Below are 13,263 nucleotides of genomic sequence, written 5' to 3'. Positions count from 1 at the left end.
GATGTCCTTACGTTTTGATCGTTCACAAGTCAGCGCGCATAGTGCGCGCTTAGCGGTTTTGTTTGTTCAATATGTTCTCGCCCAGACGTGCAAGGGCATCGCGCAGGCTTTCGTCGCCAATGTTTGCTGCGGTCTGGGTGGCGCGCGCACGTATTGCAGGATCGGGCGCGACCTCAATCTTCTTTGGCGCATGTTCGAACGCAACGCGCCCTTCAGAAAATCCGGTCGCGGCAGTTTGCGTCACCCGCACCCGCGCTATGGCGTTATAACCGTAGACCGCGTTGACCCGCGCGCGCAGCTGTTCTTTTTGCATCTCCAGAACCGGCGCATTGGCCCCCGTGGTCAGCAGCGTGAGCGTGGCCCCCATACCGCCGCGCCCATACGAAACTTCGACAGGTCGAGAGATCGCGGCAGCATCCTCGCCTGCAACCTCTGCCCAGTTGGTGAGCAGACGCGATTGTGCAAACCCCCGACTTTCGGACGCTTTACGGATTTTAGCCGTGAGCAGACTTGCTGTGCGGGCGAATCCTTTTGTGGTCTGGCGGCGGGGTGGCATAATGGCTTTCTTGTCTGGATGCTGGCACCTTGTGCGGTGCCGCGCTATGTCATTGCTGATCGTTATAGCGCAAGGCAGAGGCCCTGCCACCATGTCAATTAGGGGTTGGTTCATAAACAGTGCGTGAGAAAGATAACATCAGTGTAACATTGCTCGACTGGTACGATGTTCACGCGCGTGAAATGCCGTGGCGTGTATCGCCGCAGGCACGCCGTGCGGGCCGGATACCCGATCCTTACGCCATCTGGATGAGCGAGATCATGCTGCAGCAGACTACTGTTGCCACGGTGAAGGAATACTTCATCCGGTTCATCGCGCGTTGGCCCGAAGTGCGCGATCTTGCAACGGCGCAGGATGCTGATGTAATGGCCGAATGGGCCGGACTTGGCTATTATGCGCGCGCGCGAAACCTGCTGAAATGTGCAAGGGCCGTGGTCGCGGAACATAACGGAGTTTTCCCTGCCGATCATGCCGCCCTGCTCAAGCTGCCGGGTATCGGACCCTACACTGCTGCGGCCGTATCTTCGATCGCCTTTGATCTGCCCCATGCGGTTCTGGACGGAAATGTGGAGCGGGTGATGGCGCGCCTTTATGATCTGCACACCCCCCTGCCCGATGCCAAGCCACAGTTGATGATCCATGCGCAAACCCATACGCCCTCTTTACGCGCAGGTGATTATGCGCAGGCGGTAATGGATTTAGGGGCAACGATCTGTACGCCAAAATCACCCGCCTGCGGTATATGCCCGTTGCAAGATGCCTGCACGGCGCGGGCAAATGGCACGATGGCCGAATTGCCAAAAAAGCTACCGAAGAAGGCCAAGCCGGTACGCCACGGCACAGTTTACTTGGGGCAGCGTACAGATGGCGCATGGCTTCTGGAAACGCGGCCGGAAAAGGGGCTTTTGGGGGGCATGCTGGGCTGGCCGGGGTCGGATTGGGTCGACGTGGCACTGGCGCATCCCGACAGCAGCCCGCCAGCAGCGGGGGATTGGACCCTGATGGCCGGCGATGTGCGCCACACCTTTACCCACTTTCACCTGATTTTGCGCGTTGTGTCCGCGGAACTCCCACAGAATACGACGCCTATTGCGGGCACATTCAAACCGCGTGATGACTTTCGCCCGTCAGATCTTCCCACGGTAATGCGCAAGGCATTCGACCTTCTGCATACTGACGCAACACCGCATATGACAAAAGACGGTTCGCTGTTATAGTTGGTGAACAACAGTGGGGCTAAAGCCATGACAAACAATACCGTTTCTCAATCTCGGTTTACAAAGCTTGGCAGTGCCTTGCCGTTCTGGCTGTCACTGGGGCTGGTTCCGCTGGCGTGGATCTCGGCGCTTTATGGTGGCTGGACCTTGCTGATCGTACCAGTGGCCACATGGTACCTGTTCTCAGCCCTCGACGCCGCCCTCGGGCTGAATACCGACAACGCTGACGTGAATACTGACGAGGCCGCACTTTATTGGCACAAGATGATTACGATTATCTGGGCACCCGTACAGTTTATGCTGCTGGTCAGTCTTCTTTGGTACGTTCCAAAGGCCGCACATCTGGAGACATTAGAACGAATTGGCGTGTTTTTCGGGCTGGGGGTGATCACAGGGACGGTCGGCATAAACTATTCCCACGAATTGATGCACCAGAAAAGCAAGATGGAGCGCTGGCTGGCCGACCTGCTGTTGGCGATGGTGCTGTATTCGCATTTTCGGTCCGAACATATGCTCGTGCATCATCGCTATGTCGCGACGCCGCGTGATCCCGTCACGGCGCGTTATAACGAAGGGTTCCACCGCTACTATCCCCGCGTGCTGCGCCAGTGCTGGTTCAGTGCATTCGGCGCAGAAAAGGCGATGCTGGCGCGCAAATCGTTGCCATGGACCGACCGCAGCAATCCATTCTGGCGGTATTGGAGCTTGCAGGCCGTCTTTTTCGCAATCGCCTTTGCACTCGGAGGCTGGTCAGGTGTGGGCCTTTTTGTTGTGCAGGCAGGCGTCGCGATCTGGCAGCTGGAGCTGGTCAATTATATCGAGCATTATGGCCTGACACGCAAACATCTGGGCGACGGCAAATACGAGCATGTCCAGCCCCGCCACAGCTGGAACGCCGCGCACAAAGCTTCCAACTGGCTGTTGATAAATCTACAGCGCCATTCGGACCACCACTACAAACCCGATCGCCGTTTTCCCGTGCTGCAAACATACGGGCCCGACGAGGCGCCGCAATTGCCCTTTGGCTATCCCGTGATGACGATGCTGGCTATGATGCCGCCCCTTTGGCGTAGGGTGATGAACCCGCGGGTGAGGCAATGGCGCGAAGCGTATTACCCTGAAGTGACCGACTGGAATGCTTATAACAAAGCACAGACTCCGCACCCACGCTAAGCGCTTTTTAATCCCTTGCGGCGATATCTGGAGATATCTTAGCCTTCAGGGGATTCTTATGCAGCAGTACGCAACCACCAGATCGTCGCAGGACGCGACCTGTCTGATTGTCGAAGACAGCCAGTTTGATCAGGAAATGATGACCCGCGTTATCGGGCGCTCCGAGGGAAAAATGCAGGTCCGGGTCGCGGCAACCTTGCAATCTGCCCGAGAGGCGCTGGCGGCGGGGAAAATTTCTCTTATTCTCTTGGATAATAACATGCCCGACGGTCTCGGGGCGGAGTTCGCACTTGAACTGTCTCTCGACCCCAAGCTTTCTCGCATTCCGGTGATAATGGTGAGCGATTGGCCAACACCGTTCATGTGGGAAAAAGCAGCGTCAGCCGGGGTGCTTTTTGTCGTCAACAAGGCCGAATTCGGCGTACGATATGTGGAGCAGGCCATGCGCAACGAGTCACGCAAACGGGCACGACTGAGTTAGCACGTTATGTAGCCTCAGGGGTAAGATGTTACGCAGATTTTCAAGCCTGAATGCTTCTAAGGCGTGTAGAGCGATAATTCTTTTGTTTGCGCGAACGTTCTTCTGAATGCTTTGATCAAGCTATTTCTTACCGCGTCGATGGGTATCGCGATCTACGTTAAAATGAAATTTGTAAAAAAAGCCCCGCCATAAAGGCGGGGCCAAGGTGAGTGTCATCTTCGCGACCCCTATTTTAAAGGCGCGGTGACACTGGCGGTGTTCGAATTCAGGGGGTGGATCAGGCTTGCATTTCCGCTCTGATCTGCTGGCGCAATACGTCAATAGAGACGCTTTTTCCTTCTTTTTTATAGCACCAGTATGTCCATCCATTACAGCTGGGCGCGCCTTCAAGGGCAGCGCCAACCTGATGGATGGAGCCTTTTACGTCAGCACCGATCAGCGTGCCATCGGCGCGCACTTTGGCTTTGTGACGGTTGTTCATAGAATACAGGTTTTCACCCGGGCGCAGCATGCCGCGCTCGACCAATTGGCCGAAGGGAACACGAGGTTCCGCGCGCTTCGATGTTGTCGTCTGTAGTGCTTCGTTGTCGAACTTACGAACGCTAGCAATGCGTTTCGTTGCAACCTTGCGGTACTCTTCCTCACGCTCGATCCCGATGAAATCACGGCCCAGCATTTTGGCAACAGCACCTGTAGTGCCAGTTCCAAAAAACGGATCGAGGATCACATCACCGGGGTTGGTCGAGCCGACCAGCACACGGTGAAGCAAGCTTTCGGGTTTCTGGGTGGGGTGCGCTTTGTCGCCATCTTCGTTTTTCAGACGCTCGTGACCGTTGCAAATCGGCAAAACCCAATCGCTACGCATTTGGATACCTTCATTCAGCGCTTTGAGCGCCTCATAGTTGAAGGTGTATTTACTGTTTTCGTCCTTACCGGCCCAGATCATTGTCTCATGGGCATTCGTGAGGCGTTTACCACGAAAATTAGGCATCGGGTTCGACTTCCGCCAGACCACATCGTTGAGGATCCAGAAGCCCTGATCCTGCAGTGCGGCACCAACGCGGAAGATATTATGATAGCTTCCGATAACCCAGATCGCACCATTCGGCTTGAGCAAACGGCGGGCCGCTTTCAGCCATGCTTTGGTGAAAGCGTCATACACCGCAAAGCTGTCAAATTGGTCCCAATGGTCGTCGACCGCATCCACTTTGGAATTGTCGGGGCGGTGTAAGTCACCGCGCAGCTGTAGGTTGTAGGGGGGATCCGCGAAGATCAGGTCGACACTCGCTTCGGGCAATGAATTCATCACCTCGATACAATCGCCGCCCAGGATCGTGTTCAGGGGAAGCGCCTGCGCTTCCTTCGTTTTTACTGTCATTGCTCTGCCTCATTGCGCGGTGCATTTTTGCACTCGTTGCTTGAGACCCAAGATGACGACAGAGGGATTCGTGGTCAATTTGTTTATTGAATCATACCCTTACGAATTATTCTTGCCACAAGATATTGTGTACCGGCCTGAACAAACGTCTATGGTGTGGGGTTACCCCCAATTCTTGAAGTGCAGATATGTGTCTTTTTGATCCGTAACCCATGTTCGTTTCCCAACCATAACCGGGGTGCTGTTGCGCCAAGGACAACATGACATAATCTCGACATATTTTGGCCATAATTGAGGCCGCCGAAATGGAAACCGAACGGGCATCGCCCTTGATGATCGTCTCGGAGGGAAACGTTAATCCACGCGGCACCATGTTCCCGTCGATCAGGCAATAATCTGGTGGTGCCCTGAGGCCTTCGACCGCACGGACCATCGCAATATGACTGGCACGCAGGATGTTGTGTTCCTCGATTTCCTCAACCGTGGCATGGGCAATTGAGACATCGGCAACTTCCATGATCTGGGCATAGAGCGCCTCGCGCTTTTTCTTTCCCAGCTTCTTGCTGTCGTTGAGTCCCTCCGGGATGCGCGAGGGGTCAAGAACAACCGCTGCCGCCGTCACCGGCCCCGCCAACGGGCCGCGCCCGACCTCGTCAATACCTGCGATGCGGGCAAAGCCGCGGGCGCGGGCAGCACTTTCAAATGAGTAATCAGGCTCCATAGCGCCACGCAAACCGTATGGGCACGGAGCGCGCAAGCAAAAAGGGAGAGATGCCCGAACATCCCTCCCTTCTGACCCGCGCTGTATTCTCTTTAGCGCGGGGTTCAATACGCGGCCGTCAAAGACAGCGCATCGAATTTCAAATCAGTGCCGCGCCAGACTGTAACCGCTGCGGCGCAAGCAGCGCGCGTCATAGCCGACATAGGTGCCCCGATTGCTGCGCGCCCGCACAGAGCAGCTTTGCGGCAGGCGGTTTGCATAATGGTAGTTTTGCTCGAGGCAGCGACGGCCGAACATTTGCACCTGACCTTGATAGCTGGGAACGCTGTAGAAACATTTGCCCGGCAGAAGGGAACGATCAATCCGCGCAGGCAGTGGCCGCGGGCGTGGATGCGTGGTTACATGGCCGTTACCATTGCCCGGGCGGCGCACCCCTCCATGACCATTGCCATATCCGTTTCCGTGACCCGATGTGCCAACGACAGCGCGTCCGTCCGATCGGTCCTTATTGTTGTCGTGAATGATCTTGCCCACAACGGCAAGACCAAGGATCGTCGCGACAGTGCGCACTGCGCGCTTGTTGTCGGCATGGGCTGGCACGGCGGTCAGGGTCGTCAAGGCGATTGCAATCGCGCTAAGCGTGCCGACAAGGCGAGAGGGGAATGCAAAGTTCATGAGTGAGATCCTTTAAGATAAAGGCGGCGCGTTGTGGTGACGTGCTGCGGTATGGGATCAACTTGGGACGGACCTTGCCGGACAGGCAATAACGCGACGATGTTATCCGATAGCAGCCGTGCGCTGCTGCGGCGGATATTGTATATCAGCATGGAAAAGCGCATCGTCCGGTGTATGAAACATATACGCCTTTCCCTCTTTGCAGCGCTGATGCTGGGTTTGACCGGCCCCGCCTTCGCCGCCGACTGTTACGCCGACTACAAGGCAAAGCAGGATAATCCGCTCCGGCTGCATTACGGTGTGGCCGAAGTACATGGGCCTTGTACGAAAGCCTCCGCAAACGCCCAGCTGGCGCAACGTCTGGGCGCGGCGAATTGGAAACTGCTGAATGTCGTCTCGGTCTTTGGGCCCGAGGGGCTTGCGCAAAGGAAAAATAGTGCCGGATCGAATTTCCTCCGCTTCTGAAATGCGCCGTAATGGTGGCCGTTTTGTAATCATCGGGATCGGTGTCGTTGCCGCGCTGCTGGCAATCGGTGCGATCGTAATGTTTTGGGCCCTGCCTGACGCCAACGCATTCAATGCGCGTGTAGAACGTATTTTCATGGAGAACGACACGCTTACCTCTGCCTCCGAGATCAAGCTGCTGGAAATCCTCGCACAGTCGGGCACGGCCTTTTCCGACACGCTTACCAATTACCGTGTGCTGATCGGTGTATTGCTGATTTTTGCCGCAGCAATGCTGGTCGCGGCAGTTGTTTTGCTGATGCTGCTGATCACATTTAACCGCCGCATGGCCCAGATCGAGCGGACAGGCATTCAGGTATCCTCACTGCTTATCAGCCGCGAGGAGAACAAGGTCTATCTCAACAACCTCGGTTTTTCCCTCACCCCGGCCGCAATGGAGACATTGGCGGTGCTCGCCGAAGCTCGTATGGATGATGATATCATGTCAGGGTCCGAGATTGAGGGCGTGATATCGGGCCGAAATGCCGCCGACTGCGACGAGGCGGCGGGGGCCACCCGCATAAAGCGCCTGCGCGACACGCTAGGCAACCAGATCGTGAGCGAGTTGCTGGTCAAGAATATTGCGCGCCGCGGCTATATGCTCGCCATAGACAAGGATGTGATCAAGGTGCTCTAGGGCACTGGTCATTGCAGGCAATCGGACACTAGAGTGCGATAATGCCTCTGGATAAGGATCACCTTAATGCCCGCTCCTCTCAACCCCTTCAAACGAGCACTCGCTGCCGGCGAGATGCAATTTGGTTGCTGGCTGGGTCTGGCCGATACATTCTCGGCCGAGATTATGGGACAGGCGGGGTTTGACTGGCTGGTGATCGACGGTGAGCACGGGCCAAATGATCTACGCTCGATCCTTGCACAGTTGCAGGTACTGGCAGCTACCAATGCCCATGCGGTTGTCCGTGTGCCTGTCGGCGAGACGTATATGCTCAAACAGGTGTTGGATGCCGGCGCGCAGACCGTGCTCGTCCCGATGGTGGAGAGTGGGGATCAGGCGCGTCAGCTTGTCCGTGATGTGACCTATCCTCCGCATGGAGATCGCGGTGTCGGATATGCCCTAACACGGGCTGCACGTTTCGGCACAGTTTCCGACTACGGCACGACGGCGAATGCGCAGATTTGCCTGCTGGTGCAGGTGGAGAACCGGCGCGGGCTGGCCGCTTTGGATGATATTCTGGCGGTAGATGGCGTGGACGGTGTATTTATCGGCCCTGCCGATCTGGCCGCGGACATGGGTCATATGGGCAATGCCGATCACGCGGACGTACAGACGGCAATTATGGACGCCATTTCGCGGATCAGGGCAGCAGGCAAAGCACCTGGCATCCTCTCAACACGTGATTCGATGACAGATGATGCGATCGCTGCTGGCGCGCAGTTTGTAGCCGTCGGCGCCGATGTACTCCTGCTGGGTCAGGCGGCGCGTGCCTTGGCGCAAAAATGGCAGGCGACAAAGGAATGAATACCGGCATCGCGCTGCTCGCCTTTGCCTATGTGCTGAGCCAGTTTTTCCGCGCTTTCCTTGCTGTGCTCAGTCCGTTTCTGGCGGATGATCTGGGCGCTTCGCCAGAGGATCTGGCATTTGCATCCGGCCTTTGGTTCATCACGTTCGCAGCGATGCAACCACCGATCGGTTGGGCCCTTGATACAATCGGTCCCCGCCGGACGGCTTCGGTATTATTGTTGTTGGGCGGCGCGGGCGGTGCGGCGCTGTTTGCCTTGGCGACAACACCTGCCCATGTTGTGGTTGCAATGGCTCTAATCGGAATAGGGTGCGCGCCTGTCCTAATGGCGTCTTACTATATCTTCGCGCTGGATCATCCGCCTGCGCGGTTTGCATTTCTGGCTGCCGTGATGGTTGGAGTAGGTACGCTGGGCAATATTGTGGCTTCATACCCAACCACTCTCGCTGCCGAGACAATGGGATGGCGGGCAGCCCTTTGGGGGCTAAGCGCGCTTTCGGCACTAACGGCTGCCGGCATCTGGATAGCTGTCCGCGATCCCGAAAAAGAGCCTGCCGCCCTAAAGGGCAGCTTTGCCGAGGTCCTGCGCATCCGTGCGCTGTGGCTCATTTTCCCGCTGATGTTGGTGAGCTATGCCGAATTAGGCGCGCTGCGCGGTCTGTGGATTGGGCCCTATCTCACAGAGGTATTCAACGCAGAGCCACGCCTGATCGGTCAGGCAACACTTGCCATGGGAATCGCCATGGTGATAGGTCCGATGGCCTACAGCCCGCTGGACCGTGTGTTCGGAAGCCGTAAGTGGGTTATCTTCGGGGGTAGCTGCGGCATGCTGCTGGCCACGGTGGGAATGATCCTGCTGGCCGACACCAGTGTGCTTTGGGTGATTGCGCTGATGTGCGCAATCGGATTTTTCGGCTCGACGTATCCGTCGATCATGGCACATGGCCGAAGCCTCCTGCCGCGCCATCTGGTGGGTCGGGGGGTGACGATGCTCAATCTGTGCAGCATCGGCGGCGTCGGGATTGCGCAGTTTGTGACAGGCCGGATCTATACCGCCTCTACGCCGGCGGCATGGAGCGCGCAGCCCTTTGTTACCATTCTGACGTTCTTTGCAGCAGCGCTCGCTGCCGGTCTGATAATTTATGTATTCGCCAAAGATACCAAACCCGACAGCGCCTGACGTACTGCCCCTTTCCCCCATGGGCAAAGCGGTATAACAGGCGCGGACCATCAAACATCAATAGTGGAGTAACCGAGATGGGTTATCGCGTCGTGATCGTAGGTGCCACAGGCAATGTGGGCCGCGAAATGCTGAATATTCTGGCCGAGCGCCAGTTCCCTGTGGACGAACTTGCTGTGCTTGCTAGCCGCAGCTCGCTGGGCACGGAAGTAAGCTTTGGCGACAGAACCCTGAAGACAAAAGACCTTGATACGTTCGATTTTACCGGCTGGGATATGGCATTGTTTGCCGTAGGGTCTGACGCGACAAAAAAATATGCTCCGACCGCAGCAAAGCAGGGTTGCGTCGTGATCGATAACTCGTCGCTATACCGCTATGATCCAGATATCCCTTTGATCGTGCCGGAGGTGAACCCCGAAGCGATCCATATGTATTCCAAGAAAAATATCATCGCCAACCCGAACTGCTCCACCGCGCAAATGGTTGTCGCACTCAAGCCCCTCCACGACCGCGCCACGATCAAGCGTGTGGTGGTCAGCACCTATCAATCCGTGTCCGGTGCAGGCAAAGAAGGCGCCGACGAGCTGTGGGATCAAACCAAAAGCATCTATAATCCGGTCACCGACGTGCCGCCGAAGAAGTTCCAGAAGCAGATTGCGTTCAACGTCATTCCGCAGATCGACGTGTTCATGGATTCCGGTGACACCAAGGAAGAATGGAAGATGATGGTCGAGACGAAGAAAATTCTCGACCAGAAGATCAAGGTTACTGCCACCTGTGTGCGTGTGCCGGTGTTCGTCGGTCACTCCGAATCCATCAACATCGAGTTCGAGGATCACCTCGACGAAAACGAAGCGCGCGACATCCTGCGTGAGGCCCCCGGCATCATGGTTATCGATAAGCGTGAAGACGGCGGTTACGTTTCTCCGATTGAATGCGTAGGTGACTATGCAACTTTCATCAGCCGCATTCGCCAGGACAGCACGATCGACAACGGAATCAACCTGTGGTGCGTTTCCGACAACCTGCGCAAAGGTGCGGCCCTTAACGCTGTTCAGATCGCTGAGTTGCTGGGTCGCGAAGTCCTCAAGAAAGGCTGATTTCCGCCCATTTGGAAACACTGAGGGGGTGCCGGAAATGGCGCCCCTTTTTCTTTGCCGCGCCGCACTGCATGCTTAATCCTGAACAAAAGGACTTTGTCATCATGCGTCTACTAACTCTTGCCCTCGCCGCCCTTCCCCTGCCCGTCCTCGCCGAAACGTTTACTGTAAGTTCAGCTCCGACCGCAGTCACCGTTTATGGCGGATTTGCCTTGGTGACCCGTGATGTAACTGTCGAGGTGGGTGTTGGAGCACATGAACTGATCCTGCCGGATTTGCCGCAATGGGTGAATGCGGGAAGTTTGCGCGTGTCTCTGGAAGGCGCAATATTGAGCGGGACGCGGCTGCGCAATGATGCGCTGCCCCCACAGAAAGATAAAGACAGTGCCGAGGTGACCGCGGCAAAAGACCGGATCGAGACCGCAGAGCGCGCCCTGACATATCTGGACGACCGTGCGCAGGATGCAGGCCTTGCCGTGCAAGCAGCCCAAGCGCGGCTGACCTTCCTACAAGGACTTTCATCAAGCGGCACGCTGCCCTCCACTCCCGAGGAATTGGCTGGTCTGGGCGAGATGATCGAGGGACAGACACTTGAAGCGACAGCGGCACAAATTTCCGCTCTGCGACGCGTACGCGATATTACTGATGCCCGCCCTGATCTCGAAAGCGCGCTTGAAGATGCCCGTACCGCACTGGTGGCACTTACACCTCCGGAAGAACCAAAGACACTTCTTGCCCTGTCTATTGCGGCAGATCAGGCAGGGCCGGTGATTGCCTCCATCAGCTATCCTGCACAGGCTTCATGGCAGCCGACATATGATATCCTTCTCACACGTGGCAACGACGCGCATATGACACTGCGCCGCGCCGCATTGATCTATCAAAGCACCGGAGAGAACTGGCAGGATGTGATCCTGACACTTTCAACCCTCGCGCCAAGCGGGCAGGTGATGCCCTCCGAAATCTACCCGCCCCTGCTGCAATACGGGGACCCGCAGGAGAGTGCCAAGCTGCAACGTAACCAGAGCGGTTTGACCGCAGACGCCCTAGCGGCGCCCGTGATGATCAACGAAACAATGCGCCCACAGCCGAATTTCGACGGCCCCGGTGTGACCTACACGCTGCCCAATACGATCAGCGTGGCGCGTGATGCCGAAGGAGCGCGGGTTGAGTTGGATGCGCTGGACTTTGATGCCCGCGTCTTTGCGCGCGCAGTCCCCTCGCGCGACACAACTGCATTTCTGATGGCAGAGGCGACAAATACCACGCGGGAGCCGCTTCTCGCGGCTGATAGCGCACAGGTGTTTGTGGATGGCGCCCTTGTGGGGCAAAGCAATTTCGCGCCGGTTCCGGCAGGCGGCACGTTTGCGCAAGCGTTCGGGCCAATCGAGGATCTGCGCCTCACCCGTGCAGTTCTGGAAAAGAGCGAAGGCGACCGGGGGTTTATCAATCGCAACAATGCACAGGTTCAGGACGTGCGGCTGTCTGTTGAAAATCTCGGATCTGAATCATGGAATGTCGAACTGCTTGAGGGCGTACCCTATAGTGAGCAGGACGATCTGCAGATTGAGTGGAATGCAGAGCCCAGAGCGAGCGAAACCGATGTGGAGGACCGCCGTGGCCTGACCCAGTGGAACTTCACGCTGCCAGCCAATGCAACCCAGGAAGTGACGATTACCCAGACAGTTCGCTGGCCAGAAGGGATGGTCCTTCGTTGATCTAGGATGGGGCAATAACCTCTGCGCTGCCGCCGAGGGGTGGCACATCGGGATGCTGGTGATCTCCAGATGGTCGGCTGGGAAGCGGTTTGCCAAATCTTTCTATGAGCTGTTCGTATTCCGCGCCAACCGCCCCCGAGTTGCACAGATGACGGCCGGTGCTGACAACGTGTACAGCAAGGGCCTGACCTACAGCACGCAGCTCCAGCCCGCTGCACGCAAGGCGGTTGATCAGGTCGGGCCAGCTTCTCGCGCTTTCGATATGAGTGGCGATCATTGCCCGCCGCGTGGGATCGATCCGGCCTGCAGGCATAACACCCAGCGCGGTTTTAAACGCTGCATGGGACGGCATCGGCCCACCGAAACGCTCCACCAGCGCAGCATAGGGAAAGCCAAGCTCGGAGCCTTTACAGATGCGTGTGTCGCAGCTCGATTTGTACAACACGCAACCCGCCCCCGATGGACGCATCTCGTAGCCATGGGGGCGCAAGCGTTCTGCCAGATCATCCCAGCCACCCGCCTCAGCCATGTCGCGAGCGAGAAGCGCCTGTAAGGCAGCGAGGAGGCGCTGATCTGTTTGGGTGGGACCAGTTCTAGACAGCTGTCGATCCACCTCGCGCTTGAGCAGTTGGCGAACCATATGGCCGATTGTGACATCACGCGCGGTTGCAACGCGCTGTGCGCCTGACAACAGATCACGGGGTAGTTTGAGGGTAACTGATTCCAATTCCATACCCAAATCTGCGATGGATATGGTTAACGTGTGGTTAAAACCGCTCGGCTCGCAGCACATCGCAATCTACGATACTTACCACACCAATATGCCGCTCGACCACTGCGAAGGCCGCATCAAGCAACGCATCAAGGCGCTCGGGCTTGATGATACACACCACCTGCACCATGCCCTGTGCACGGCTCACCTGTCCCGCACGGTCCCACGCGCCCGAACGCCCCGATCCGCCCAATACCGGTAGCACGGAATACCCGGTCACTCCCGCCTTGCGTAGCGCGTCGGTGAGGCGCGATTCCATTACGTTCTCGATGGTTATTTCCACACGCTTGGCTTTGTGTGTTTGCAT

General features: G+C 57.0%; 15 protein-coding genes. 9 read left to right on the top strand and 6 right to left on the bottom strand.

Going from position 1 to position 13,263, the window contains the following annotated elements:
• Positions 1 to 49: 49 nt before the first annotated feature.
• Positions 50 to 556, bottom strand: coding sequence for a DUF721 domain-containing protein (locus C8N30_RS09085; protein WP_025064192.1), 507 nt, complete (start codon positions 554 to 556; stop codon positions 50 to 52).
• Positions 557 to 675: 119 nt separating this feature from the next.
• On the opposite strand from C8N30_RS09085, the gene mutY reads away from it, so the two are divergent.
• Genes mutY through C8N30_RS09070 form a run of 3 tightly spaced genes read left to right on the top strand, consistent with a single transcriptional unit; the run spans position 676 to position 3,427 of the window.
• Positions 676 to 1,773: an A/G-specific adenine glycosylase gene (mutY, locus tag C8N30_RS09080; RefSeq protein WP_025064191.1), complete on the top strand. Its 1,098-nt coding sequence runs from the start codon at positions 676 to 678 to the stop codon at positions 1,771 to 1,773.
• Positions 1,774 to 1,800: 27 nt separating this feature from the next.
• On the top strand, positions 1,801 to 2,946 hold the full coding sequence (locus C8N30_RS09075) for an alkane 1-monooxygenase (protein ID WP_025064190.1): 1,146 nt from the start codon (positions 1,801 to 1,803) through the stop codon (positions 2,944 to 2,946).
• A gap of 58 nt (positions 2,947 to 3,004) precedes the next feature.
• Positions 3,005 to 3,427: a response regulator gene (locus tag C8N30_RS09070; protein WP_025064189.1), complete on the top strand. Its 423-nt coding sequence runs from the start codon at positions 3,005 to 3,007 to the stop codon at positions 3,425 to 3,427.
• A 277-nt stretch (positions 3,428 to 3,704) separates the two neighbouring features.
• Here C8N30_RS09070 and C8N30_RS09065 read toward each other — a convergent pair whose 3' ends face one another.
• The 3 genes from C8N30_RS09065 to C8N30_RS09055 form a co-directional block, all read right to left on the bottom strand.
• A complete protein-coding gene (locus C8N30_RS09065) occupies positions 3,705 to 4,805 on the bottom strand; it encodes a site-specific DNA-methyltransferase (RefSeq protein WP_025064188.1) in 1,101 nt (366 codons plus the stop codon).
• 106 nt (positions 4,806 to 4,911) lie between these two features.
• Positions 4,912 to 5,526, bottom strand: coding sequence for a ribonuclease HII (locus C8N30_RS09060; protein WP_025064187.1), 615 nt, complete (start codon positions 5,524 to 5,526; stop codon positions 4,912 to 4,914).
• A gap of 144 nt (positions 5,527 to 5,670) precedes the next feature.
• Entirely contained in the window at positions 5,671 to 6,201 is a 531-nt protein-coding gene (locus C8N30_RS09055) for a hypothetical protein (RefSeq protein WP_025064186.1), read from the bottom strand.
• Positions 6,202 to 6,375: 174 nt separating this feature from the next.
• On the opposite strand from C8N30_RS09055, the gene C8N30_RS09050 reads away from it, so the two are divergent.
• From C8N30_RS09050 to C8N30_RS09025, 6 genes are all read left to right on the top strand, one after another.
• Positions 6,376 to 6,666 carry a hypothetical protein gene (locus tag C8N30_RS09050; RefSeq protein ID WP_025064185.1) on the top strand — a complete coding sequence of 97 codons (291 nt, stop codon included), beginning with the start codon at positions 6,376 to 6,378 and terminating at the stop codon, positions 6,664 to 6,666.
• Between the two features lies 1 nt (position 6,667).
• The gene (locus C8N30_RS09045; RefSeq protein WP_037968043.1) at positions 6,668 to 7,342 is read left to right on the top strand and encodes a winged helix-turn-helix domain-containing protein; all 675 of its coding nucleotides are present in this window, start codon (positions 6,668 to 6,670) and stop codon (positions 7,340 to 7,342) included.
• Positions 7,343 to 7,408: 66 nt separating this feature from the next.
• Positions 7,409 to 8,185 carry an HpcH/HpaI aldolase family protein gene (locus tag C8N30_RS09040; protein ID WP_025064183.1) on the top strand — a complete coding sequence of 259 codons (777 nt, stop codon included), beginning with the start codon at positions 7,409 to 7,411 and terminating at the stop codon, positions 8,183 to 8,185.
• On the top strand, positions 8,182 to 9,366 hold the full coding sequence (locus C8N30_RS09035) for an MFS transporter (protein WP_025064182.1): 1,185 nt from the start codon (positions 8,182 to 8,184) through the stop codon (positions 9,364 to 9,366). Before C8N30_RS09040 ends, C8N30_RS09035 begins: the two co-directional genes overlap by 4 nt.
• 77 nt (positions 9,367 to 9,443) lie before the next feature.
• A complete protein-coding gene (locus tag C8N30_RS09030; RefSeq protein ID WP_025064181.1) occupies positions 9,444 to 10,466 on the top strand; it encodes an aspartate-semialdehyde dehydrogenase in 1,023 nt (340 codons plus the stop codon).
• A gap of 104 nt (positions 10,467 to 10,570) precedes the next feature.
• On the top strand, positions 10,571 to 12,184 hold the full coding sequence (locus C8N30_RS09025) for a DUF4139 domain-containing protein (RefSeq protein WP_025064180.1): 1,614 nt from the start codon (positions 10,571 to 10,573) through the stop codon (positions 12,182 to 12,184).
• A 1-nt stretch (position 12,185) separates the two neighbouring features.
• On the opposite strand, the gene C8N30_RS09020 is transcribed toward C8N30_RS09025, so the two are convergent.
• Positions 12,186 to 12,917, bottom strand: coding sequence for a hypothetical protein (locus tag C8N30_RS09020; RefSeq protein WP_025064179.1), 732 nt, complete (start codon positions 12,915 to 12,917; stop codon positions 12,186 to 12,188).
• Between the two features lie 34 nt (positions 12,918 to 12,951).
• Positions 12,952 to 13,263: a P-II family nitrogen regulator gene (locus C8N30_RS09015; protein WP_025064178.1), complete on the bottom strand. Its 312-nt coding sequence runs from the start codon at positions 13,261 to 13,263 to the stop codon at positions 12,952 to 12,954.

The organism is Sulfitobacter guttiformis (assembly GCF_003610455.1).
In the GTDB taxonomy this organism is placed as follows: Bacteria; Pseudomonadota; Alphaproteobacteria; order Rhodobacterales; family Rhodobacteraceae; genus Sulfitobacter; species Sulfitobacter guttiformis.
This window is presented reverse-complemented; position numbering and strand designations above follow the sequence as displayed.